This window comes from Amycolatopsis sp. WAC 04169, assembly GCF_003947535.1.
Taxonomy (GTDB): domain Bacteria; phylum Actinomycetota; class Actinomycetes; order Mycobacteriales; family Pseudonocardiaceae; genus Amycolatopsis; species Amycolatopsis keratiniphila.
In genome coordinates, this window is record NZ_QHJI01000012.1 from 57,461 (window position 1) to 80,940 (window position 23,480).

Annotated in this window: 26 protein-coding genes; 14 read left to right on the forward strand and 12 right to left on the reverse strand. The window is 68.1% G+C overall.

Annotation, left to right across the window (positions count from 1 at the left end; all coding sequences use genetic code 11):
- The first annotated feature begins 202 nt into the window (after positions 1–202).
- The 5 genes from DMC61_RS31725 (at position 203) to DMC61_RS31745 (ending at position 5,415) form a co-directional block, all read left to right on the forward strand.
- Entirely contained in the window at positions 203–574 is a 372-nt protein-coding gene (locus DMC61_RS31725) for a hypothetical protein (RefSeq protein ID WP_125693823.1), read from the forward strand.
- Positions 575–1,080: 506 nt separating this feature from the next.
- The gene (gene pdxH / locus DMC61_RS31730; protein WP_016337491.1) at positions 1,081–1,767 is read left to right on the forward strand and encodes a pyridoxamine 5'-phosphate oxidase; all 687 of its coding nucleotides are present in this window, start codon (positions 1,081–1,083) and stop codon (positions 1,765–1,767) included.
- 274 nt (positions 1,768–2,041) lie between these two features.
- Positions 2,042–3,325, forward strand: a complete 1,284-nt coding sequence (locus tag DMC61_RS31735) for an MFS transporter (protein ID WP_125693825.1) — start codon at positions 2,042–2,044, stop codon at positions 3,323–3,325.
- Between the two features lie 24 nt (positions 3,326–3,349).
- Positions 3,350–3,934, forward strand: a complete 585-nt coding sequence (locus DMC61_RS31740) for a DUF3558 family protein (RefSeq protein WP_125693827.1) — start codon at positions 3,350–3,352, stop codon at positions 3,932–3,934.
- A 95-nt stretch (positions 3,935–4,029) separates the two neighbouring features.
- Positions 4,030–5,415 carry an APC family permease gene (locus tag DMC61_RS31745; protein WP_125693829.1) on the forward strand — a complete coding sequence of 462 codons (1,386 nt, stop codon included), beginning with the start codon at positions 4,030–4,032 and terminating at the stop codon, positions 5,413–5,415.
- Positions 5,416–5,418: 3 nt separating this feature from the next.
- On the opposite strand, the gene DMC61_RS31750 is transcribed toward DMC61_RS31745, so the two are convergent.
- Genes DMC61_RS31750 through DMC61_RS31760 form a run of 3 tightly spaced genes read right to left on the reverse strand, consistent with a single transcriptional unit; the run spans position 5,419 to position 7,636 of the window.
- Positions 5,419–6,246, reverse strand: a complete 828-nt coding sequence (locus tag DMC61_RS31750) for an MBL fold metallo-hydrolase (protein ID WP_125693831.1) — start codon at positions 6,244–6,246, stop codon at positions 5,419–5,421.
- Positions 6,243–7,073, reverse strand: a complete 831-nt coding sequence (locus tag DMC61_RS31755) for an MBL fold metallo-hydrolase (protein WP_125693833.1) — start codon at positions 7,071–7,073, stop codon at positions 6,243–6,245. Before DMC61_RS31755 ends, DMC61_RS31750 begins: the two co-directional genes overlap by 4 nt.
- Complete coding sequence (locus DMC61_RS31760) at positions 7,073–7,636, reverse strand: TetR/AcrR family transcriptional regulator (RefSeq protein ID WP_125693835.1); 564 nt, start codon at positions 7,634–7,636, stop codon at positions 7,073–7,075. The genes DMC61_RS31755 and DMC61_RS31760 overlap by 1 nt, the downstream gene beginning before the upstream one ends.
- Positions 7,637–7,851: 215 nt before the next feature.
- Between DMC61_RS31760 and DMC61_RS31765 the strand changes: the two genes are divergently transcribed.
- Positions 7,852–8,637: an aminoglycoside adenylyltransferase domain-containing protein gene (locus DMC61_RS31765; RefSeq protein ID WP_125693837.1), complete on the forward strand. Its 786-nt coding sequence runs from the start codon at positions 7,852–7,854 to the stop codon at positions 8,635–8,637.
- On the opposite strand, the gene DMC61_RS31770 is transcribed toward DMC61_RS31765, so the two are convergent.
- Positions 8,614–10,122: a fatty acyl-CoA synthetase gene (locus DMC61_RS31770; protein ID WP_125693839.1), complete on the reverse strand. Its 1,509-nt coding sequence runs from the start codon at positions 10,120–10,122 to the stop codon at positions 8,614–8,616. The two genes, DMC61_RS31765 and DMC61_RS31770, sit on opposite strands and share 24 nt — an antisense overlap.
- Before the next feature lie 52 nt (positions 10,123–10,174).
- Here DMC61_RS31770 and DMC61_RS31775 point away from each other — a divergent pair, with 52 nt between their 5' ends.
- The 4 genes from DMC61_RS31775 to DMC61_RS31790 all read left to right on the forward strand — a co-directional run bounded on the left by DMC61_RS31775 (position 10,175) and on the right by DMC61_RS31790 (position 13,364).
- On the forward strand, positions 10,175–11,080 hold the full coding sequence (locus DMC61_RS31775) for an aldose 1-epimerase family protein (protein WP_125693841.1): 906 nt from the start codon (positions 10,175–10,177) through the stop codon (positions 11,078–11,080).
- A 1-nt stretch (position 11,081) separates the two neighbouring features.
- The gene (locus DMC61_RS31780) at positions 11,082–11,564 is read left to right on the forward strand and encodes a GNAT family N-acetyltransferase (RefSeq protein ID WP_125693843.1); all 483 of its coding nucleotides are present in this window, start codon (positions 11,082–11,084) and stop codon (positions 11,562–11,564) included.
- 11 nt (positions 11,565–11,575) lie between these two features.
- Entirely contained in the window at positions 11,576–12,805 is a 1,230-nt protein-coding gene (locus DMC61_RS31785) for an amidohydrolase (protein ID WP_125693845.1), read from the forward strand.
- A 67-nt stretch (positions 12,806–12,872) separates the two neighbouring features.
- A complete protein-coding gene (locus DMC61_RS31790) occupies positions 12,873–13,364 on the forward strand; it encodes a hypothetical protein (protein ID WP_125693847.1) in 492 nt (163 codons plus the stop codon).
- A gap of 32 nt (positions 13,365–13,396) precedes the next feature.
- On the opposite strand, the gene DMC61_RS31795 is transcribed toward DMC61_RS31790, so the two are convergent.
- Positions 13,397–14,014 (reverse strand): Uma2 family endonuclease, encoded by a 618-nt coding sequence (locus tag DMC61_RS31795; protein WP_125693849.1) that lies wholly within the window; start codon positions 14,012–14,014, stop codon positions 13,397–13,399.
- A 74-nt stretch (positions 14,015–14,088) separates the two neighbouring features.
- Positions 14,089–15,234 carry an acyl-CoA dehydrogenase family protein gene (locus DMC61_RS31800; protein WP_063274274.1) on the reverse strand — a complete coding sequence of 382 codons (1,146 nt, stop codon included), beginning with the start codon at positions 15,232–15,234 and terminating at the stop codon, positions 14,089–14,091.
- Between the two features lie 103 nt (positions 15,235–15,337).
- Between DMC61_RS31800 and DMC61_RS31805 the strand changes: the two genes are divergently transcribed.
- The 4 genes from DMC61_RS31805 (at position 15,338) to DMC61_RS31820 (ending at position 19,882) form a co-directional block, all read left to right on the forward strand.
- The gene (locus DMC61_RS31805) at positions 15,338–15,928 is read left to right on the forward strand and encodes a TetR/AcrR family transcriptional regulator (RefSeq protein ID WP_037347986.1); all 591 of its coding nucleotides are present in this window, start codon (positions 15,338–15,340) and stop codon (positions 15,926–15,928) included.
- Positions 15,929–15,971: 43 nt separating this feature from the next.
- Positions 15,972–16,913: a carbohydrate kinase gene (locus DMC61_RS31810; protein WP_125693851.1), complete on the forward strand. Its 942-nt coding sequence runs from the start codon at positions 15,972–15,974 to the stop codon at positions 16,911–16,913.
- Between the two features lie 192 nt (positions 16,914–17,105).
- Positions 17,106–18,422: a citrate synthase gene (locus DMC61_RS31815; protein ID WP_016337474.1), complete on the forward strand. Its 1,317-nt coding sequence runs from the start codon at positions 17,106–17,108 to the stop codon at positions 18,420–18,422.
- A 113-nt stretch (positions 18,423–18,535) separates the two neighbouring features.
- Positions 18,536–19,882, forward strand: coding sequence for a deoxyribodipyrimidine photo-lyase (locus DMC61_RS31820; protein WP_125693853.1), 1,347 nt, complete (start codon positions 18,536–18,538; stop codon positions 19,880–19,882).
- Here the strand turns inward: DMC61_RS31820 and DMC61_RS31825 are convergent.
- From DMC61_RS31825 to DMC61_RS31850, 6 genes are read right to left on the reverse strand one after another with little or no spacing between them, the layout of a single operon-like run.
- A complete protein-coding gene (locus DMC61_RS31825) occupies positions 19,879–21,069 on the reverse strand; it encodes an ABC transporter permease (protein ID WP_125693855.1) in 1,191 nt (396 codons plus the stop codon). The genes DMC61_RS31820 and DMC61_RS31825 overlap by 4 nt on opposite strands.
- Positions 21,066–21,992 carry an ABC transporter ATP-binding protein gene (locus tag DMC61_RS31830; RefSeq protein WP_125693857.1) on the reverse strand — a complete coding sequence of 309 codons (927 nt, stop codon included), beginning with the start codon at positions 21,990–21,992 and terminating at the stop codon, positions 21,066–21,068. The genes DMC61_RS31825 and DMC61_RS31830 overlap by 4 nt, the downstream gene beginning before the upstream one ends.
- Positions 21,989–22,219, reverse strand: coding sequence for a hypothetical protein (locus DMC61_RS31835; RefSeq protein ID WP_016337470.1), 231 nt, complete (start codon positions 22,217–22,219; stop codon positions 21,989–21,991). Before DMC61_RS31835 ends, DMC61_RS31830 begins: the two co-directional genes overlap by 4 nt.
- The gene (locus DMC61_RS31840; RefSeq protein WP_125693859.1) at positions 22,216–22,671 is read right to left on the reverse strand and encodes a hypothetical protein; all 456 of its coding nucleotides are present in this window, start codon (positions 22,669–22,671) and stop codon (positions 22,216–22,218) included. Before DMC61_RS31840 ends, DMC61_RS31835 begins: the two co-directional genes overlap by 4 nt.
- Positions 22,668–23,213 carry a hypothetical protein gene (locus tag DMC61_RS31845; RefSeq protein ID WP_125693862.1) on the reverse strand — a complete coding sequence of 182 codons (546 nt, stop codon included), beginning with the start codon at positions 23,211–23,213 and terminating at the stop codon, positions 22,668–22,670. Before DMC61_RS31845 ends, DMC61_RS31840 begins: the two co-directional genes overlap by 4 nt.
- Complete coding sequence (locus DMC61_RS31850) at positions 23,210–23,479, reverse strand: helix-turn-helix transcriptional regulator (RefSeq protein ID WP_005155992.1); 270 nt, start codon at positions 23,477–23,479, stop codon at positions 23,210–23,212. Before DMC61_RS31850 ends, DMC61_RS31845 begins: the two co-directional genes overlap by 4 nt.
- Position 23,480 lies beyond the last annotated feature (1 nt).

Consider the following 23,480-nt stretch of genomic DNA (forward strand, 5'->3'; position numbering starts at 1 on the left):
ACCCCGTTGCTCTCGGCGGCGATCCTATCGAGTGGCGCAAGGTCTACCTAGTGTGATCGTCGGCTCTTGCACGATTCGCTGTCACATTCTGCTAAATCCGGCCGTTCGCCCCAAAGGGCGGAGTCTCGGGGAGTGGACAACCCGGTCCCGGACGCCGTACGTCCATCGGGTGGCGGGTGAAAATTTCCGGAGGGAGCAGAGGATGAAAATCCGGTCGGCCGCGTTGTGCGTCGCGGGGGCGGCGATCTTGTCCACCTTGGCGGGCGCGGGGCAGGCGAACGCGACGAGACCGTCCAGTCTGGTCATCGGCCCGAGCGCCGTCGTCGCAGGTGGGACGGTCACCGCGGACATCTACTGCCTGCGCCCGTCGGGTGCGGGTGAGCTCGCGACGTCCCTCGTCGCGGACGGTCTCGCGGCCCCGATCCCCTTGCGGGTGGTGGGCGACGGCGGCACCGGCGGCATCGGTGTCGCGTTGCGCGGCGATGGTCCGGTGGGGACGGTGCCGGGGCGCTACACGGCCACTTACGACTGCTGGGGCTGGATCGTCCGGGCGGAGTTCACTGTCACGAACTGACAGAAGCGAAGGCCGGTTTCGGGACGCGAATTGCCGTCCCGGAGCCGGCCTTCGCTGACACATCCGGGGGAGATGTTCCGGGCGGTAATTTCTGTCAATCGACAGAATTAGCCGGGCCGGGCCTGGAGGCTGCCGTGAAAATCGGAAGAATTGTTCGCGGAATCCCGAAATATCGGCGAAACAAAAGCGGAAAGAATTCCTCGCCGATCCGCGTGCACCCGGTCTGTCCAGGGCATTTCCGTCATTGGTGAAGCCGGGCGCGATTTCGCGGGCGGGCGGAAGGAATCGGAGTGAAGGCTTCGGGTGGCCGACGTTCGACCTTGATCGATCAGGCTCGGCCAGGTAACGGGGAGGTGACGGCTTGCGGTCCGGCGGCTACACACAGATGATCCAGCAGGGGTGGCGGGTGTCACCGTTCAGTGGGTTTCGCCGCCGCGTCGGAGGCAATACCGTCGGCGGCAAAGCCGAAGTCACAGATGCCCCGACCGGGTACGGAGGTTTGGCGGATGATGCCGGAGATCAAAGAAGGCGCTGCCGGGAACGGCGACGCCGTCGTGCGCCTGCCCGGGATGCGGGTGGCCTACGAAGGGGCCGCCTTCGACGAGTCCGCGCTGGCGGAGACCTGGACCGACCAACTGCAGGATTGGCTGAACCAGGCCGTCTCCGCCGGGATCGCCGAACCGAACGCGATGGTGCTCGCCACCGCCGACCCGGAGGGCAGGCCGTCCTCCCGGACCGTCCTGTGCAAGGGCCTCGACGAGCGTGGCGTCGTGTTCTACACGAACTACACCTCCACCAAGAGCCACGACCTCACCGCGACGCGCTACGCGTCCGTCACCTTCCCCTGGTACCCGCTGCAGCGTCAGGTCCACGTGCGCGGCGAGGTGGAGAAGGTCAACGTCGCCGAGACCGCCGAGTACTGGGCGTCCCGCCCGCGGGGTTCGCAGCTCGGGGCCTGGGCCTCGCCGCAGTCGCGCGTCGTCGACGGCCGCCGCGCCCTCGAGACCGCGCTGCACGGCATCGAGCGCCGCTTCGCCGACGTCGAGCACATCCCGTTCCCGCCGCACTGGGGTGGCTGGCGCATCCGGCCCGACGTCGTCGAGTTCTGGCAGGGCCGCGAGGACCGCATGCACGACAGGCTCCGCTACGTCCGGACCGACGACGGCTGGCAGATCGAGCGCGTCGCGCCGTAATTTTTGCCAGCGCGCTTCCGCAAACGCGCCGAAGGGGCGTCGTTCCGCTGCAACGTCACGTTGAGCGGAGAGGCGCCCCTTCATCGCGTTTCCGGGGGCCTTCGGCCCGAAAGAGGGCGCGCGGCGGTGAAGTCTCCCCGTCGCGCTGGCGCGCTCCCGGGAGACCGTTGGGTCACCGAGGCCGCGGCTGGCCGAGGGAAGGGGGCCTTCACGCGTGACCGGGTGACATAAATCGCGCGCGGATGGTTAGTTAGCGCGGCTAAGCTGTCGGGTTGTGAGTGACGACGTGGGGGTTGAACAGCGCAAGGGTGTCCGCAAGCTGTTCGGCTCGATCGTCGTCGACACCCGGCCGCTCAAGATCCCCGCGTTCCGCCGCCTCTGGCTCTCCACGGCGGTCACCGCGATCGGCAGCCAGCTCACCGCCGTCGCGGTCCCCAAACAGGTCTTCGATCTCACCGGCTCGTCGGCGTATGTCGGCCTGACCGGCCTGGTCGCCCTGATCCCGCTGCTCGTCTTCGGGCTCTGGGGCGGCGCCATCGCGGACGCCGTCGACCGCCGCAAGCTGCTCCTCGTCACCAACGTCGGCGTCACGCTCACTTCGGTGGTCCTGTGGCTCCAGGCGTTCCTGAACGTCGGCTCCGTCTGGCTCGTGCTGGGCCTGCTCGCGGTCAACCAGGCGTTCTTCGCGGTCAACATGCCGACCCGCAGCGCCGTCGTCGCCCGGCTGGTCCCGGACAACCTGATCGCGCCCGCGACCGCGCTGAGCAGCACGATGGCCACCTTCGGCGCGGTCTTCGGTCCGCTGCTCGCCGGATCGCTGATCCCGATCCTCGGCCTCTCGACGCTCTACCTGATCGACGTTCTCGCACTGACCTTGACCCTCGTCGCGGTCTACCGGCTTCCGTCGATCCCGCCGCTCGGCGAGATCGCGCGCCGGGCCGGGATCCGCGACATCGTCGACGGCTTCAAGTACCTGGCCACGCAGAAGATTCTGCTGGCGTCGTTCCTCGTCGACATCATCGCGATGGTCGCGGGTATGCCGCGCGCGCTGATCCCGGAGATGGCGGAGCGCACCTTCGGCGACCCGCCCGGCGGCGGTCCGGCGCTGGGCTGGCTGTACGCCGCGCTCCCGGCGGGCGCGATGCTGATCGGCCTCTTCTCCGGCTGGCTGACCAGGATCCGCAACCAGGGCGCGGGCGTGATCGTCTCGGTCTGCGTCTGGGGCGCCGCCGTCGCCGGTTTCGGGCTCGCGAACTCGCTGTGGCTCGCGGTCTTCTTCATGGCGCTCGCCGGCGCGGCCGACATGGTCAGCGCGATCTACCGGATGTCGATCCTGCAGGTCGCCACCACCGACGAGATGCGCGGACGGCTGCAGGGCGTGTTCACCGTCGTCGTCGCGGGCGGCCCGCGGATCGCCGACCTCACCCACGGCTGGGCGGCCGCCGGGGTCGGCACGGCCGCCGCGGCCTCCGGCGGCGGGGTGCTGGTCATCGTGCTGGTCGTCGGCGCGGCGCTGCTGATCCCGTCGTTCTGGCGGTACCGGGCCCCGGTGGACTGAGCCGTCCCGTCTATCGTCGGGCCCATGCGTATTTCACGGGCGATCGTCCTGTTCGCCGCTGTCATCGCGACCCTTTCCGCCTGTTCGTCCGGGGGCGAAAAGACGGACAACGCGGCCAAGCCGTCGAGCCAGGCCCCCTCGACCTCCGCCGCGCCGAGTTCCTCGGCCGCGCCCACCGGTGGCGCCGGTGCGAAGGAACCGTGTGCGCTGCTGCCCGCCGAGGCCGTCGGCAAGGCCGTCTCCATCCAGGGCGTGACGTCGGCGCCGGGCCCGGTGCAGGACAACGCCGCCAATGGGGGCAAGGCCAAGAGCTGCGTCTACTCGGCCGCCGGCAAGCAGATCGGCGCGCTCGCCGTGACCCGCTTCGAAGGCAACAAGATCAAGCCCCCGGAGATGGTCGCGGCGCTGAAGAAGGCGAAGCAGAACGCGAAGGACGTCGCCGGTGTCGGCGAGGGCGCCCTCTACTACACCGACGAGAACAAGACCGCGACGCTGGCGGCCGCCGAACTCGTGGACGACGTCCCGGTGCTGATCAACTACACCGGCCCGGCGAAGATGACGCAGGACATGATGCTCCCGCTGGTGAAGACCGCGGTCGACGCCAACTGACCGATTTACCCAAAGGCAGGCTTCGTCAACCCGTGACGAAGAACTGACCAAACCGGACTGTCGGCACCAGACGTGATACGGCACACTCTTGCCGCATGGCGGACACGACGACAACAGAACAGACCGGTCCGGCCGGTCAGCCGAGCCTCAAACGGGTCATGGGTTCAAAGCTCCTGCTGTTCTTCGTGGTGGGGGACATCATCGGGACGGGCGTGTACGCGCTCACCGGGCAGGTGGCCGGCCGGGTGGGCGGCGCGCTCTGGCTGCCGTTCCTGATCGCGTTCGTGGTCGCGTTCATGACCGCGTTCAGCTACCTGGAACTGGTCGGGAAGTACCCGCAGGCGGCGGGGGCCGCGCTCTACACGCACAAGGCGTTCAAGATCCGCTTCCTCACCTTCATGGTGGCGTTCGCGGTCATGTGCTCCGGGATCACATCGGCTTCGTCGGCGGCGAAGGCCTTCGGGGAGACCTATCTCAAGGAGTTCATCACCGCGCCGATGCCGCTGGTGGCGATCCTGTTCGTGATCGGCCTCGCGCTGATCAACTTCCGCGGGGTCTCCGAATCGGTGAAGACCAACGTGGTGCTGACCTGTATCGAGATCGGCGGTCTGCTGATCATCATCGGGGTCGGCGTGTGGGCGGTGCTGAACGGCAACGGGGACGCCTCGCGGCTGGTCGAGTTCGACACCGAGAACCAGACGATGCTGGTGGCGATCACGTCGGCGACGTCGCTGGCGTTCTTCGCGATGGTCGGTTTCGAGGACTCGGTGAACATGGCCGAGGAGTGCAAGGACCCGATCCGGATCTTCCCGAAGGCGATGCTGTGGGGCATGGTCATCGCCGCGACCATCTACATCATGGTGTCGGTGACCTCTTCGCTGCTGGTGCCCGCGGACGAGCTGGCGGCGGCCAAGAGCAGCGCGCTGCTGAAGGTGCTCGACGTCGGGGCGCCCGGCTTCCCGCGCGAGGTGTTCTCCGCGATCGGTCTCTTCGCGGTCATCAACTCGGCGCTGATCAACATGCTGATGGCCAGCCGCCTGCTCTACGGCATGGCGAACCAGCGGATCATCCCGAAGCAGCTGGGCACCGTGCACCCGTTCCGCCGCAGCCCGTGGGTGGCGATCGTGTTCACCAGCCTGATCGCGATCGGCCTCGTGTCCTTTGTGGACATCGGCGTGCTCGGTGGCACGACGGCGTTGCTGCTGCTGGCGGTGTTCGCCATCGTCAACGTCGCGGTCCTGGTGCTGCGCAAGGAGAAGGCGGCGCACAAGCATTTCCGGGCGCCGACGATCATCCCGGTGCTGGCCGCGATCTTCTGCGTCTACCTGGTGACGCCGTTGTCCGGGCGGCCCGCGCGCGACTACAAGGTCGCCGCGATCCTGCTCGGCGTCGGCATCGTGCTGTGGGGGATCAACTGGCTCGTCATGCGGGCCACGCACAGTGAAGAAGACCGGCAGCCCGTCGAGCCGCCGGTCGGCTAGGCGCTAGCCGCGGCTGAGCGCCTGGTACTCCACCGGGCTGTGGGCCGAGAACACGGTGACGTCGTCGGCGTGTTCTCGGCTCAGCTCGCGCAGTCGCTCGACGTTCTCCAGCCGCGGTTTGCGCAGCGTCTGCACCATGTTCTGGAACGCGGTCATCCCCGGCGGGCAATGCGGTTTCACCGGATCCATCTGACCGTGGAAGAAGTACGCGTCGCCCGCGTGCAGCAGCCAGCCGTCGCCGGTGTCGACCGCGACGCCGGTGTGGCCCTTGGTGTGGCCCGCGAGCGGCACCAGCAGGATCTCCGGCGGCAGGCCCTTCATCTCGCGGACGGCCTGGAAGCCGAACCAGTCGTCCCCCGCCTCGTCGTACATGCTCCACAGTGGACGGTGGGCGAACTGGTTGGCCCGGAACCGCAGTTTCTCGCTCTGGTTGGCCGGTGACGTCGCCGCGTCGTGCTCCGCGGTGCGGACGTGCACGACGGCGTTCGGGAAGTCCGCGAGCCCGCCCGCGTGGTCGACGTCGAGGTGGGTGCAGATGATGTGCCGGACGTCTTCGAGCTTGTGGCCGAGCGCTTCGACTTGGTGCGCCGCCGTCTCCGTCTCGACCGGCTTCGCGCCGACCATGAGCGTGAACGGCGTGCCGAGCCACGCGCCGGGATCCGCGACGCCCTTGCGGCCGAAGCCGGTGTCCACCAGTACGAGCCCGTCGCCGGTCTCGATGAGCAGGCAGTGCGCCACCAGCTCCGAGCGGCGCAGCAGCCCGGGCTGGCCGTCGAGCAGCTTGCCTCCCGGTGCGCGCATCGTGCCGCAGTTCAGGTGGTGCACCTTCATAGCCTGCTCCTCTGGCTGAGCCGTTCGAATGCGGTGGCGTCGTGCGCGGCGAAGACCGTCACTTCGGCACCGTTGTTACTGACAAGTTCGCGCAGCCGGCGCTGGTTGTCCAGTCGTGCCGTCTTCTCCGTCTGCATGTACGACTCGAAGAAGCCCAAGGCCAGAGGGATATGCGGCTTTCGCTCCAGCTCGCCGCCGTGGAAGACGGCGTCACCGGCGTTGAGGAGCCAGCCGTCACCCGTGTCGACCGCGACGCCGGCGTGGCCGCGGGTGTGCCCGGCGAGGGGGATGATCAGGACGTCCGGGACCCCGTCGAGCTCGCGGACGGCGTCGAAACCGAACCACGGCTCGCCGTCGGCGCGGTACGAGCGCCAGATCGGCCCGTGGTCGAACTGGACCTTGCGGTAGCGGCTCGCTTCCTTGCGGTCGATCGGCTTCTCCAGCGCCTGGAGCTCGCGATCGTGGACGTGGACCCGCGCGTGGGGGAAGTCGACGAGCCCGCCCGCGTGGTCGAGGTCGAGGTGGGTGAGCACGATGTCGCGCACGTCGGCCGGGTCGAAGCCGAGCTTGCGGATCTGGGTGGTGGCGCTGAGGTCGTCGTCGCTGTCGGGGTGCACCAGCCGGACGAAACCGGCGCCGAGCCATTCGGCCGGCCGGGTGACTGTGGGGGTGCCGACGCCGGTTTCGACGAGTACGAGCCCATTGTCGGTTTCCAGCAGCAGGCAGTGACAGATCAGCTCGGCGCGGCGGAAGAGGCCGGGCTTGCCGTCGATGAGTTTGCCGCCGACCGGCCGCATGGTTCCGCAGTTCAGGTGATGGACGCGCATCAGGAGAGCTCCCGTTCGAGTGTGGTGCGAAGGTGCGGGGCGATCGCGCGCAAGGGCGCGGTGTCGTGCAATGTCTTGGCCAGCAGCAAGCCGCCCTCGACGGCGGCGAGGACGACCGTCGCCAGGTGGTCCGCCTTGTCGGTGTCCAGCGCGTCGGCGATGACGGTGTGCCAGGACTGGTAGCCGTCGGCGCAGGCCTGGCGGATCACCTCGCTGTCACCCGACGCGTCGAGCGCGACCGTCGCGAGCGGGCAGCCGCGCTGGAAATCCGACTCCTCCAGCGAGGTCGCCAGCGCGTCGACCACGTTCTCGATACCGGTGACGATGTCGGGCGCGTTCGCGGCGATCGTGCGCAGCTGGTCGCACAGCCGGTCGGCGGACTGGCGGATGGCTTCGGCGGCCAGCTGCTCCTTGCCGCCGGGGAAGTGGAAGTAGAGCGACCCCTTGGGCGCGCCCACTGCGGCGACAAGCTGGTTGAGCCCGGTGGCGTGGTAACCCTGCTGGTGGAAGAGGTCGGCGGCGGAGTCGAGCATGCGCTGCCGGGTGTCGGTGCGGCGGACCATGCGGCGACTGTAGCTCAAACTATGACGACCGGTCTAGTAAGCCTGGGTGATCCAACTCGGATCTCGCGTGATTGGAGGCGTAACTCGCGTGATCAGACGCCGCCCTCATGAGTGCGCCGTCCAATCACGCGAGTTACGCCTCTGATCACGTGAGTTACGTGTCTGATCACGCGAGTCACGCCTTGCCGCTCATAAGGCCGGGTAACGTCCGGCCCGTGTACACGCCCTACACCGAACTCGACCAGGTCCTCACCGACCTGGTCGCCTCAGCCCGCGAGATCCTCGGCGACACGTACGTCGGCGCGTACGTCCAGGGCTCCTTCGCGCTCGGCGCGGGTGACCTCCACAGCGACTGCGACTTCATCATCGCGACCACCGAACCGCCGAGCGGCCGGATCGAAGCCGATCTCCGCGTGCTCCACGACGAACTCCCCACCGGAGAAGGCTTCTGGTGTAAGGAAATCGAGGGCTCGTACGCGGACATCGCGTCCCTGAAGACCAGCCAGGGGCTCGGCACCCCGTGGCTGTACTGCGACCACGGCCATCGCGTCCTGATCTGGGACACCCACTGCAACAGCCTCCACACACGCTGGATCCTGCGCCACAAAGGCATCGTGCTCGACGGCCCGCCGATCGCGAGCCTCGTCGACGAGCCGCCGCCGGACGCGATGCGCGCGGCGATGCGCCAGGAACTGCACGGCTTGGTCGACGGCGTCCGGACGTGGGCGCCCTTCGACATCGCCTGGACCCAGCGCTACATCGTGTCGACCTGTTGCCGCGTGCTCTACACCTTGCGCACGGCCGAGGTCGAGTCGAAACGCGGCGCGCTCGAATGGGCGCGCGAGCAGCTCGATCCGCGCTGGCGCCCGTTGCTCACGCAGGTGCTTCAGGACCGTGAACTCGGCTGGGATCCAGAGGATCCACCGCGTCCGGGCAGTCTCGAAGCGGCCTGCGAATTCGCCGCGTACGCCGAATCGCTAGACGCCGATCGCGGACGCTGACCCGCCGAACTGTTGCCGCAGTTCGCGTTTGAGCAGTTTCCCGGACGCGTTCTTCGGCAGTTCGCCGACGAAATGCACCGACTTCGGCACCTTGTGCGCCGCCAGCGACTTCTTCGAGAACTCGATCAGTTCCGCTTCTCCGACGGGTTCCTTCACCACGACGATCGCGGCGATCGCCTCGATCCAGCGTTCGTGCGGAAGGCCGACGACGGCGACCTCGGCGACGGCGGGATGCGCGTACAGTGCGTCTTCCACCTCGCGTGACGCGACGAGCACGCCGCCGGTGTTGACGACGTCCTTGATCCGGTCGACGACGAACAGGTAACCCTCCTCGTCCTGCCGAACCAGGTCGCCGGAATGGAACCAGCCGCCCGCGAACGCCTCCACCGATTCCTCGGGTTTGCCCCAGTAACCGGTGCACAGCTGGGGAGAGCGGTAGACGACTTCGCCGAGTTCGCCCGGCGGGAGGTCGTTCATCTCGGCGTCCACCACGCGCGTCTCGACGAAAAGGATTGGGCGGCCCACGGAATCCGGGCGTGCGTCATGCTCTTCGGGTCGCAGCACCGTCGCGAGTGGACCGATCTCCGACTGCCCGAAGCAGTTGTAGAACCCGACTTCCGGCAGCCGTGCGCGGAGTGCGTTCAGAACCGGGACAGGCATGATCGACGCGCCGTAGTACGCCTTGGTGAGGCAGCTCAGGTCCGCGTCCGCGAGACCGGGATGATTCGCGAGTCCCACCCAGACGGTCGGCGGGAAGAACAGCGAAGTGATGCCCTGACGGGGAATCCGCGCCAGGATGTCGCCGAGGTCGGGCCCTTCGACGAGATGGTTCGTCGCGCCGACGGCCAGCCCGGGCATGAGGAACACGTGCATCTGCGCCGAGTGGTACAGCGGCAACGCGTGCAGCGGCACGTCGCGGTCGCTCAGGTCGAGCGCGGCGATACAGGACGAGTATTCGTGCACCAGCGCGCGGTGGGTGAGCATCGCGCCCTTCGGCCGTGAGGTCGTCCCGGACGTGTAGAGCAGCTGGACGAGGTCGTCGTCCGCGACCCCGGATTCCTCGTGCGGCTCGACGGTCTCGTCCAGCGCCCAGTCCAGAACGTCCAGAGTGGACACATGATCGACGCCGACGTGCTCGGCCAGCGCGGGGTCGACGAAGGCAGCGGCGGGTTCGGACTGGGTGAGCAGGTACTCGAGTTCCTCGCCGCGGGCGTTGAAGTTCACCGGCACGTGCACCAGCCCTGCCCGCGCGCAACCGAGGTACAGCAACAGGTACGCGTCGGAGTTCTTTCCGAAGACGGCGACCCGGTCGCCGTGGACGAGCCCGCGATCGAGCAGCTTCGCCGCGACCCGGCCCGCCGCGCGGTCGAGCTCCGCGTACGTCCACACGCGATCGGCGAACGTGAGGGCGACCCGGCCCGGGACGCGGCGCGCGCTCCGTTCCAGGACACGGCCGACGGTGCTGGGGTAGCCGGGAACGGTCATCGCGGCGGTCTCCTTCGTCCGGGCGTGGCGTTCTCACAGTAACCTCGTCGGCATGGCCAATCCCACCGGAGAGCAGTTCGAGATCACCCGCGGCAACGCGCGAGCCGTCATCACCGAGATCGGTGCCGGGCTGCGCGCGTTCGAGGTCGGCGGGGTGCCGTACGTCGAGGCGTTCGCCGAGGACGAGAAGCCGCCGAAGGGCGCCGGGCAGGTGCTGCTGCCTTGGCCGAACCGCACCAAGGGCGGCCAGTGGGAGTACCAGGGTGAGAAACAGCAGCTCCCGATCACCGAAGAGGCGCGCGGCAACGCGATCCACGGCCTGACCCGGCACGAGGAGTGGGAGCTCCTCGAACACGCCGAGTCGTCGATCACCCTGGCCATCGACGTCCCGGCGCAGGAGGGCTGGCCGGTGCCGCTGCGCGCGACGATCACCTACGAGCTCTCGCCGCGCGAACTGGTCGTCACCCACGAGATCCGCAACGAGGGCGAGAGCCCGATCGGCGTCGGGCTCGGCACGCACCCGTATTTCCGCATCGGCGACGCGCCCACCGACGAGCTGACCCTGACGCTGCCCGCGAGCCGGGTCCGGCCGTATCTCGGCGACGAGCAGATGCCGTACGCCGACGAGCAGGACGTCGAGGGCACCGAGTACGACTTCCGGTCGGGCAAGCTGCTCGAAGGCGTCGACCTCGACACGGCGTTCGGCGGGCTGAGCGTCGCCGAGGACGGCAACCACCACCACGTCCTCTCGCACGGGGACCGGGAGCTGCTGGTCTGGGCCGGGCCGGACTTCCGCTGGGCCCAGGTCTTCACGCCGGAAGACCTGGTCGGCCGCGGCCGGGCCGTGGCGATCGAGCCGATGACCTGCCCCGCCGACGCGCTCAACACCGGCACCGACCTGATCGAGCTGGAGCCCGCGTCGTCGTGGACCGGGAGCTGGGGAATCCGGGTGCGCTGAGATGCCGCTTCTCCGCCTGGGGCCCGCCGACGCGGGCGAGGTGCTCACGCTGCAGCGCGCGGCGTACGTCCCGGAGGCCAGGGCGCACGAGAACATCGACCTCCCGCCGCTGATGGAGACCTTCGAGCAAGCCAAGGCGGCTCTGGGCGATCCCGCGTGTTCCACCTGGGGCATCAGGGAATCCGGGCGGCTGGTGGCGAGCGTGCGGATCGTCGTGGACGGCGACGCCGGTCTCGTCGGCAGGCTCATCGTCGCCCCGGACAGGCAGGGACACGGGCTCGGCAGCTCCTTGCTGCTCGCCGCCGAAGACGCCGCGCCGCCTTCGGTGACCGTGTTCCGCCTGTTCACCGGGGAGCGGAGCGCCGGTCCGCTGCGGATGTACCGGAAGCTCGGCTACGTCGAGACGCACCGCACGTCCGAGAAGCACTACGAACTGGTCCATTTCGAAAAGCCCCGCGTGCGGACCGGCGGCCCAGTTCGTTAGCGTGTCAAAGTATGTCTGACAAAGCACAGGTCAAGGCCATCGTCGGTGGTTACGTCGTCCCGGTCGACGGTGATCCCATCGACGGCGGCACGGTCCTCATCGAGAACGGGAAGATCGCCGCGGTCGGCACGGCCGCCGAGGTCGACGTCCCCGACGACGCCGAACTGATCGACGCCGCGGGCAGCTGGGTGCTGCCGGGGTTCATCGACGCGCACGCCCACCTCGGTGTGCACGAAGACGGCGAAGGCTGGTCCGGGAACGACACCAACGAGATGACCGATCCCAACGGCGCGCGGTTCCGCGCGATCGACGGGATCGACCCGTACGAGCCCGGCTTCGACGACGCGCTCGCGGGCGGCGTCACCAGCGTCGTCATCAAGCCCGGCTCGGGGAACCCCATCGGCGGGCAGACGATCGGCGTCAAGACCTGGGGCCGGACCGTGCTCGACATGATCTTCGCCGAGGGTGTCAGCGTGAAGAGCGCGCTCGGCGAGAACCCGAAGCGTGTGTACGGCGAGAAGAAGCAGACGCCGTCGACCAGGCTCGGTGTCGCTTCGACCATCCGTGACGCTTTCACCGCCGCGCGCAACTACGCCGCCCAGCGCGAGCACGCCGCCGGCGAGGGCAAGCCGTTCGACGTCGACCTCACCAAGGAGACGCTGGCCAAGGTCCTCGACGGGGAGCTGTACTGGGACCAGCACGTCCACCGCGCCGACGACATGGTGACCGCGATCCGGCTGGCGGACGAGTTCGGCTACAAGCTGGTGATCAACCACGGCACCGAAGGCCACCTGATCGCGGACCTGCTCGCCGAGCGGGACGTGCCGGTGATCCTCGGGCCGCTGTTCACCACCAAGTCCAAAGTGGAGCTGCGCAACCGCACCCTGCGCGCGCCCGGCATCCTCGCCAGGGCGGGCGTGCGGATCGCGATCACCACGGACCACCCGGTCGTGCCGATCAACTTCCTGGTGTACCAGGCCGCGCTGTCGGTGAAGGACGGCCTGGACCCGGAGACCGCGCTGAAGGCGCTGACCGTCAACCCCGCCGCGATGCTGGATCTCGACGACCAGGTCGGCTCGCTGAAGCCGGGCCTCGACGCCGACGTGGTCATCTGGTCGGGTGACCCGCTGGACGTGATGAACCGCGCGATGCGCGTGTTCGTGCGCGGGCGCGAGGTCTACCACTTCGACGAGGAGACCGGGGTCGGCGTCACCGAGGAGCGGCGCTACCGCGAAGGCTGACCCCGGTCTTGTCAGAACGACCGGCCCGTGCTCTCATGTGTTACACACTGGGGAGGATGTGTAACACATGAAGCGCTGGGTTCTAGTTCTGGTCGTCGGTATCGGGTTTCTCGTCGTCACCCTGTTGTTCGCCCGTGAGGATGCGAGCGTCATCAAATGCGGTGGCCGGATCATGGGCCCCGGCGACGTCTGCGAAAGCACCAAGGGCAGCCGTGTGGTCGACGAGGACACCTACGCCGAGATGAAGGCCGCCGCCGAGTCCCGTGCCGAGACGTTCCGGAATCACGGTCTCTGGATGGCAGGGGTCGGTGTCGCGCTGACCGGCTTGGGGGCGACGATGCTGATCCGCGGGAAACGGCGCAAGGACCGCGCCATCGCCGCGGCTCGGCAGGATGTGCAGTGGCAGGCGCAGCCGGGTTTCCCGCAGCAGCAGGGTTTTCCGCAGCCTCAGTGGCAACCCGCACCGGGGCAGCGGCCTTATCCGCCGCAGAACGGATGGCCGCAGCAGCCCGGTCCGCCGCCACAGCAGTTCGGCCCGCCGGGGTACGGAGGCTCGTGAGTGTTTCGGGTCGTTCTAACGACCCGAAACACTCACGACAGCAGCCGGTCGAGATCCAGCTTCACCGGAAACGGTTCGACGGCCTTGAATTCGCCTGTCATGGCCGGAGCGTCCTGATAGCCGAGTTCGCCCGCCTGGTGACAGGCGACAAGCGAGACCGGCTCGCTGAGGTCGACGATCCAGTAATGCGGGATCCCCGCGTCGGCGTACTCGCCGTGTTTGGTCACGTAGTCGGTGCGCTTCGATCCAGGTGACACGATCTCGACCACCACGACGACGTCATCCGCGTGATACATCGTGTCTTCTTCGTCGATCCGTTCGCCTGCCTCGCGAAGGGCGATGATCAGATCCGGCCGCCTGGCGAAACCCGGCTCACCTGGGGGCACGAGTCCCAGATCGACGTCGATGTCCTGGACGAATTCGAGGTGATCGGGCAGCTGCGACTCCAGCTGCCTGGCCAAGGCGTACAGCGCCTTGTTGTGTCTCCTCTTGGGGCTCGGTGACATGACGAGGCGGCCTTCCACGAGCTCGGTGAATCCGGAATCGGGCTCACCGAGCGCCGCGTACTCCGCGACCGACAGCAGGTGATCCGGGATGGCCCACCCTGGTTCACCGTGCGACCCGGTCGTGGAATGGGGAACGGCTGTCACAGCGTCTCCTCACGTCATCCACAGTGTCTCACGGCCAGCGAGATGACCATCGGTGATCGTATCAGCGCGGAGTGTCAGCCTTTCCGGAGTTCCCGCGCGATCACCATGCGCTGGATCTGGTTCGTGCCCTCGAAGATCTGCGGCACCTTCGCTTCCCGCATGTACCGCTCCACCGGGAAGTCCTTCGTGTAGCCGGCGCCGCCGAGGACCTGCACGGCGTCGGTGGTCACCTTCATCGCACCGTCGGTCGCGACGAGCTTCGCGATGGACGCCTGCCGCTGGAACGGCAGCCCGCGGTCGCGGCGGCGGGCCGCGTCGAGGTACATCGCGCGCGAGGTCTCGACGGTCGCGGCCATGTCGGCCAGCAGGAACTCCAGGCCCTGGAACTCGATGATCGGCCGCCCGAATTGCGTGCGGCCCTTCGCGTACTCGAGCGCTTCGTCCAGGGCGGCCTGCGCGAGGCCGACGGCGCACGCGGCGATGCCCAGCCGCCCGGAGCTGAGCGACGACAGCGCGATCTTCAGCCCCTGGCCTTCTTCGCCGATCCGGCGTTCGGCGTCGACGGCGGCGTCTTCGAACATCAGCTGGGCCGTGGTGGAGCCGGTGAGGCCCATCTTCCGCTCGGGCGGCGCGGCCGAGAGGCCCGGCGTCGCCGCGTCGATGAGCAGGCAGCTGATGCCCTGCCCGCCCTCGTCGCTGGTGCGCACCATCGTCGTATAGAAGTCGGCCTCACCCGCGTGGGTGATCCATGCCTTCGTGCCGTTCACGACGTACCGGTCGCCGTCGAGCCGCGCGCGAGTGGACAACGCGGCCGCGTCGGAGCCGGCGTGGGTCTCCGAGAGCGCGTACGCGCCCAGCAGACCGCCTTCGAGCATCGCGGGCAGCCAGCGGTCACGCTGTTCGTCGGTGCCGTGGTGCGCCAGCGCGAAGCAGGACATCGTGTGCACGGAGAGCCCGACGCCCACCGACATCCACGCCGCGGCGATCTCCTCCAGAACCTGCAGGTAGACCTCGTACGGCAGCTCGCCGCCACCCCAGCGCTCCGAGTACGGCAGGCCGAGGAGCCCCGCCTGGCCGAGCAGCCGGAACTGCTCGCGCGGGAAGTGCGCGGTCTCTTCGTACTTGCTCGCGATCGGGGCGAGTTCCTCGCGCGCGATCTCCTTGGCCAGGTCGATCAGGTCCTGGGCCTCGGTGCTGGGCAGCAGACGGTCCGCCGGCATGGCTCCTCCGAGCTGAACGGTACTAAAAACAGTACTGTGGGCTGATTCAGCGTACAGTAGACGGCGCTGGGGGTACACCGTTCGCTTAGGGGATAGTGATCCGATGACCTCGCGCCGCCAGCCCACCGCGCGCCAGAGAGCACTGCTCTCGGAACTCGAAGCGCTCTTCCTCGCCGAGGGGTTCTCCCAGTTCACGCTGGACGACCTGGCCGCGAGGCTCCGCTGCTCGAAATCGACCCTCTACGCGCTCGCCCCCAGCAAGGAGCAGCTCGCGGTGAAGGTCGTCACCCACTTTTTCAAGGGCGCCGCCGAGCTGCTGGAGGAGCGGATCGCCGGGATCGACGACGCCCGCAAGATCCTCGGCGAGTATCTCGCCGGGATCTCCGAATACCTGAATCGCGCCTCGGCCGCTTTCATGACCGACATCGCCGAATTCGCGCCGGCGCGGGACGCGTATCAGCTCAACAGCCGCGCGGCGGCCGCCCGGATCCGGTCGTTCATCGACCGAGGGGTCACCGACGGTGTTTTCCGTGAGGTGCACGCGCGGCTGATCGCGGAAATGGCGGGATTGATCATCGAGGGAATCCAGACCGGTGTGATCGGGCAGCGCACCGGGGTGACCGACGCCGAAGCGTTCACCGCGCTGTCGGAACTCCTTCTTGGCGGGATAGCGACAAAAAATGTCCTGAACTGACAATTCTGGTGGTGGAACCACCGCCTCGGCTAGCATCGCGCCCGTGATCGTGGTGGGTGGAGAGGCGCTGGTCGACCTCGTTCCTGGTGAACCGTTGGATTCCACTGTGGACGGTGGGTTGCGCGCGCTGCTGCCCCGGATGGGTGGTGGTCCCTACAACGTCGCGCTCGCCGCCGGGCGGCTCGGCGTCCCGACGGGTTTCCTCTCGCGCGTCTCGAACGACCGCTTCGGTGTCGCGCTGGTGGACCGTCTGCACGCCTCCGGCGTCGACACCGCGTTGCTGCAGCGGGGAAACGAGCCGACGACGCTCGCCGTGGTCGCGCTCGACGACAAGGGCTCCGCCCGGTACACCTTCTACACCGAGGGCACCGCGGACCGGCTCGTCGCCGACCCCGGACCGCTCCCCGAAGATGTGACGGCGCTCTCCCTCGGCACCCTCGGCATGGTCCTGGAGCCGGGCGCGAGCACGTACGAAACGCTGTTGCGCCGCGAATCCGCGCGCGGCGTGCTCACCGTCCTCGATCCGAACATCCGTGCGGCGCTGATCGAGGATCCGGCGGCGTACCGGGCGCGGTTCGAGTCCTGGCTGCCGCATGTCCGCCTGCTCAAGATCTCCGACGACGACACGGAATGGCTCGCCGAAGGCGCCGACCCGGTCGACGCGGCAAAGGTCTGGACCTCTTGCGGAGTCGATGCCGTCGTGCTCACCCGCGGCGCGCGCGGGTTGTCCGTCATCACACGAGCGGGCGAAATCGCGCAGGTCCCGTCACGCCGGGTCAACGTCGTCGACACGATCGGCGCCGGTGACACCGTGCAAGGCGCCCTGCTGGCCTGGCTGTACTCGAACGGCGTGCGGGACGTGTCCACTCTCGACCCCGGCGGCTGGCGTACGGCGCTCGAATTCGCGGCGAAAGCGGCGTCGATCACCGTCTCGCGGAGCGGGGCGGAACCGCCGACGGCCGAAGATATGGCATCCGCCGTGTGAACCTGGTCCCAAAGGGGCTGTTGTGAGCAACTCACCCGCTGCGCGTTGACCCCATTCTCGACTAGCGTGGAGGGGAATTCATACCCCAGCGGGGCGGTGTGCAGCGAGGCCATGGGTCACGCGCGTGAAAGAGGGCGTACCTGTGGAACCTACAGGCGCCGCCGGCCCGTGCTGAACGTGAGAGGGACTTACATGTCCGACGCGACGACGGCTGCGGGGCAGTCCGGCGAGACCGCGACGCTGCGCCTGCCCAATGGCGAGCACGAGTTCAAGGTGATCCACCCGGTGGAGGGTGCGCCTGGGATCGAGCTGGGGAAGCTGCTGGCGACGACCGGGTACATCACCCACGACCCGGGCTTCGTGAACACCGGCGCCGCGTCCTCGGCCATCACCTACATCGACGGTGACGCCGGCATCCTGCGCTACCGCGGGTACCCGATCGAGCAGCTGGCCGAGAAGTCGACCTTCATCGAGGTCTCGTACCTGCTCATCTACGGCGAGCTGCCCACGCAGGCTCAGCTGGAAGAGTTCACCGGGAAGATCCAGCGCCACACCCTGCTGCACGAGGACCTCAAGGCCTTCTTCAGCGGCTTCCCGCGCGACGCGCACCCGATGCCGGTGCTCTCCAGCGCGGTATCGGCGCTGTCGACCTTCTACCAGGACTCGCTCAACCCGTTCGACGAAGCGAACGTGGAGCTGTCCACCATCCGCCTGCTGGCCAAGGTCCCGACCCTGGCCGCGTACGCGTACAAGAAGTCCGTCGGCCAGCCGCTGCTGTACCCGGACAACTCGCTCGGCCTGGTCGAGAACTTCCTGCGGATGACCTTCGGCTTCCCGGCCGAGCCCTACGAGGTCGACCCGGACGTCGCCAAGGCGCTCGACCTGCTGTTCATCCTGCACGCCGACCACGAGCAGAACTGCTCCACCTCGACCGTGCGCCTCGTCGGCTCCTCCGAGGCGAACCTGTTCGCCTCGATCTCGGCCGGCATCAACGCGCTGTTCGGCCCGCTGCACGGTGGCGCCAACAGCGCGGTCCTGGACATGCTCGAGGGCATCCAGGCCGAGGGCGGCGACGTCGCGAACTTCGTCCAGCGCGTGAAGAACAAGGAAAAGGGTGTCCGCCTGATGGGCTTCGGGCACCGGGTCTACAAGAACTACGACCCGCGCGCGAAGATCATCAAGAACACCGCGGACGAGATCCTCTCCAAGCTCAAGGGCGGCGACCAGCTGCTCGACATCGCGAAGAAGCTGGAAGAGACCGCGCTCTCGGACGACTACTTCATCGAGCGCAAGCTGTACCCGAACGTCGACTTCTACACCGGTCTGATCTACCGGGCGCTCGGCTTCCCGACGAAGTACTTCACCGTGCTGTTCGCGCTCGGCCGCCTGCCGGGCTGGATCGCGCACTGGCGCGAGATGATCCAGGACCCGGCCACCAAGATCGGCCGCCCGCGGCAGATCTACACCGGCTACGCGTCGCGGGACTACGCGCCCATCTCGGAGCGCTGATCCTCCTCCCGCAAATGCTATGAACGGGCCGTTCCTTGCAAATTTCGCAAGGAACGGCCCGTTCATTGCATCCGGGACTGCGCCCAACGGCGGTACCGCTTAGGGTTTCCGGAGTGACCAGAGAAGCCCCGGTAGTCCTGTGGTTCCGCCGCGACCTCCGCCTCGGCGACCACGCCGCCTTGCTGGAGGCTTCGAAGCACAGCAAGCACGTCCTCGCGCTGTACGTCCTCGACGACGCGCTCCTCAAACCCTCCGGCGCCCCGCGCGTCGCGTTCCTGCACGGCTGCCTGAAGGCGCTGGACGACCAGCTCGGCGGACGCCTGATGCTGGTCGAGGGCGACCCGGTCGAGGAGGTCGTCAAGGCCGCTCGCGAGGTCGGCGCCGCGACCGTGCACGTCAGCGCCGACACCGGCCCGTACGGCCGCCGCCGCGACGACGAGGTCAAGAAGGCGTTGGCGGAGCACGACATCGCCTGGGTCGAGACGGGCTCCTCGTACGCGATCACCCCCGGCCGCATCACCAAGCCGGACGGCGACCCGTATCGCGTGTTCACCCCGTTCTACCGTGCGTGGGTGCGCCACGGCTGGCCGCGCCCCGCCGACACCGGGAAGTCCATTGTGGACTGGGTGGCGCCGCCGCGATCGGTCAGGCTCCCGAAATCCCCGTCGCTCAAAGGGATGGAGCTGCCAGAGCCGGGTGAAAAGGCGGCGTTGGAGCGCTGGCACGAGTTCCTGGACGACGGCCTGGAAACCTACGACGAGGATCGTGATCGTCCCGATCGTCCCGGTACGACAAGGCTTTCACCGTATCTGCGCTGGGGTTGCGTCCATCCGCGCACCCTGCTGGCCGACCTCGCCGGGAACGAGGGCTCCGGCGCCAAGGCACTGCGCGGTGAGTTCGCCTGGCGCGAGTTCCACGCCGACGTCCTGTGGCACCGCCCCGAAACCGCGCGGAAGAACTACGATTCCCGGTTCGACGCCATGGAACACGAGAGCGACGACGAGGCTTTCCGGCGGTGGTGCGAGGGACGCACCGGGTTCCCGATCGTCGACGCCGGGATGCGCCAGTTGCTCACCGAGGGCTGGATGCACAACCGCGTCCGGATGATCGTGGCGAGCTTCCTGGTCAAGGACCTGCATCTGCCGTGGTGGCTCGGCGCCCGGCATTTCATGAAGCATCTGGTCGACGGCGATCTCGCGTCGAACCAGCTGAACTGGCAATGGGTCGCGGGCAGCGGTACCGACGCCGCGCCCTACTTCCGGATCTTCAACCCGACCACGCAGGGGCAGAAGTTCGACCCCGCCGGTGACTACGTCCGCCGCTACGTCCCCGAACTCCGGTCCGTGCCGGGCAAAGCCGTGCACAAACCGGAGAACGTCGAGGACTACCCGGCACCGATGGTCGACCACGCGCACGAACGTCAGGTCGCCCTGGAGCGCTACGGCGCCATCAAAGGTTAGCCGCGCAGGGCTTCCGAAAGCTTGATCCGGCTGCCGACCCGCAGGACGCTGTTCTGGTAGATCCGCGCGCCCAGCCAGGTGAACAGGGCGATGGCGGCCACGGTCAGGCCCAGCGACGCCACGATCTCCCACACCTCGACGGTGCCCGCCGCGATCCGCGCGGGCATCAGCACCGGGGAAAGCAGCGGCACCAGGGAAAGCACCTTCGTCCCGGTGCCTTCCGGTGCCTGGGCCAGCAGGTTGAACCCGACGACGAAGCCGAGGATCAGCACGATGTTGACCGGCCCGATCACCGACTGGGTGTCCTCCTGCCGGGAGACCAGCGAACCCATGGCGCCGTAGATGGTGGCGTACAGCAGGAACCCGAGCAGGTACCACACGACACCCCACAGCAGGGCGCTCGTCGCGACCCCGGACAACGTCAGCACGTCGGTCGCCGAAGCGACGATCAACCCGGCGCCGCCGATGATCACCAGCTGCGTCAGCCCGACCAGGCCGAGCCCGATCACCTTGCCCAGCAACAGATGCCACGGCCGGACCGTGGACAACAGGATCTCCACCACCCGGCTGGACTTCTCTTCGACCACACCCTGCGCGACCAGCGTCCCGTAGGTCACGATGCTCATGTACAGCAGCACCGCGACGATCAGCCCGATCACCATCCGCTGCGACTTCTCGGGATCCGGCGGTTTGATCGAGTCGACCTCGACCTGTGTCTGGTGGACCGTGCGCATCACCTGCTCAGGGGACTCCTGGGCTTCGGAAAGGATGCCGTTCAACACTTCCTGCTGGGAAACGCCGTTCAGCAGCGCGCGCAGCTTGGTGTCCAATTCGGACTTGACGAGCACCTTCAGTTCGGTGGCGTTGCCGGACAGCAGCGCGTCGAGATCACCGTTTTCGACCTGCGAGCGGCCCTGCGCCGGATCGGCGACCGTGACGGTCTCGATCTTCTCGCCGATGGCTTCGCCCGCGGTCTTGAGCTGCTGCGCGATCCCGGCGGTCTGCCCGGTGAGGCCGACCTTGCTCTTGTCCTCGTTGCTGATCAGCGTGGACTGCAGCAGGACGTAGCCCATCAGCATGACCAGCAGGACGGCGGTGCCGACCACGAAGGACCTGGTGCGCAGCCGGGTGTTCAGCTCGCGTTTGGCGATGAGCCAGACCGCGCGCCATGAGGAAACGGTGTTCATGCGGAAACTCCCTGTGCCGCCGGCTTCTCGGCGACGGCGTCGCGGAAGAGCTCGGTCAGCGAACGCCTGCGTTTGGTGAATTCGGTGACCGGCCCGGTCGCCAGCGCCGCGGCGAGCACGGCCTGGTCGTCGGCACCCGTCTCGAGTTCGAGGATCGTCGTCGGGCCGTTCTGCTCGATCGTCCGCACACCCGGGACGGCCGCAGCCCAGCCGGGTGCGGCGGCGGGCGCGGTGACGACGAGCCCGTTGCCCGCGCCGGCGGTGAGCTCCCCGACGGTGCCGGAGGCGACCATCCGTCCACTTCGGATGATGCCGACCCGGTCGCACAACCGCTCGACCAGATCCAGCTGGTGACTGGAGAACACCACCGGCACGCCGGTCGCGGCCTTCTCCCGCAGCACCCCGCTCATCACGTCCACGGCCAGCGGGTCGAGGCCCGAGAACGGCTCGTCCAGCACGAGGACCTTCGGATCGTGCACCAGCGCGGCGGCTAGCTGCACGCGCTGCTGGTTGCCGAGGCTCAGCTTCTGCACCTCGTCCTTGCGCCGTTCGGTCAGCCCGAGCCGGGCGATCCAGTTCTCGGCGCTGCGGTGGGCGTCGTTGGCCGACATCCCGTGCAGCTCGGCGAGATAGACCAGCTGCTCCAGCACCTTCATCTTCGGGTACAGCCCGCGTTCCTCCGGCATGTACCCGATATGCGTGCGGGTCTCGTGCGTGATCGGGGCGCCACCGAAGCGCACCTCGCCGGAGTCGGCCGCCAGCACGCCGAGCACGATCCGCATCGTGGTGGTCTTGCCCGCGCCGTTGCTGCCGACGAAGCCGAACAGCTCACCGGGCTGGACCTCGAAGCTCACCTCGTCCAGCGCCACCTTCGCGCCGTAGCGCTTGGAGATCCTGTCGATCTCCAGCTTCCCCTCGCTCATTTCCACTTCCCCTCTTCGAAATACCGCACCAGCGCCGCGAATCCCCGATGGACGCCGGAAACCGTGCGGTTCCGTTCGATCAGCCCGTCCAGCTTGACGTTGCTCACCACCGAGGTGGCCCGGTACACCAGGACCGCCCTCCCCGCGCCGGCGAGAACCCCACCCGCCACCAGCACGACGGCGACCACGCCGATGGACATCTTGTGCCGCTTCTTCTCCCCGGTCATGCCGGAGCCACCCCCTCGAAGTCTTCAGGGTCGTCGTCCGGCAGCCGCCACGCGAGCCACAGCGCCGGTAGCGACGTCCCGAAGACGAACAACGCCGCTGTCATCGCGGACAGCAGGGAACCGGGATCCGGTTGCCCCGCCGCGTAAAGCCCGTACCCGAGATCCACCAGCATCAGCACGCAGATCCCCTGGAACGCAGCGTAGTGCGCGCGGTTTCGCAGCAGCAGTTCGCGTTCGTCGAGATCCTTCGCCGCGGAGCCGGGCCTGCCGACGGCCTTGCGCAGCACCGCCGCGGTGCCGACGCAGAGACACAGCCCCGGCCCCATCAGGCCCACGGCGAACCACAAGGTCGGCTCGCGCAGCAACGCGGCACCGGCGATCACGACCAGATGGCCGATCACGGCCGCGACGGCGAGCCGTCGGCGATCCGCTCGTGTCCGGGTGGTGGTCATGCGGGGCTCACCCCTTCGAAATCCTCGGGGTCGTCGTCCGGCAGCGACCAGCCAAGGATGACGGTGGACAGTGTGGTGCCGGTGACCAGCAACGCGCAGCCCATCATCGCGCCACGCGCGCCGCCGTCCTCGGTGCCCGAGACGATCAGGCCGTAGATCACCGCGACCAGCATCAAGGCCACCAGGACCTGGTAGCTGACGTAAGTGACGCGGTGGCGCCATTCCCGCTCGCGTTCGTCGAGCCGCATCGAGAACCCGCCGCTCATCTTGCCGGTGAGGATCCGCAGCAGGTATTGCGCGCTGCCGGCGATGACGGCCCCGCCGAACCAGCACACCACGAACAGCGGCGGGGGCTGCGCGTGGAACAGGGCGGCACCGACGATCAGGATCAGGTCGCCGACGAGCACCAGCACACTCAACGCCCGTCGCCGTTTCCGCGTGCGCCACGTCGGCAGCTTGAGCGCTCGCTTGCGTTCCACCTCGTCCAGCCGCTCCTGCTGACGCTCCCAGTACACCGCGAGGCGGCCTCGCTCCTCACTCATGTTCCCCCCTCCCGGTAGACCTGAGTGGACAGCGGCGTGAACGGTTCGCGGCTGAACACGGCTTCGACCGGGAGGTCGAACACCGCGCAGATGCGGAACGCCAGGTCCAGGCTCGGGTAGTGGTCCCCCCGTTCGAGCGCGCCGATGGTCTGCGGGTTGACCTCGACGGCCGTCGCGAGGGCGGCCCTGCTCAGTCCACGCTCGGCCCGGAGCACGGGAAGCCGGTTGTAGATCGGCAGCTCTTTGCCGCGTCTTACCGGGCTCATG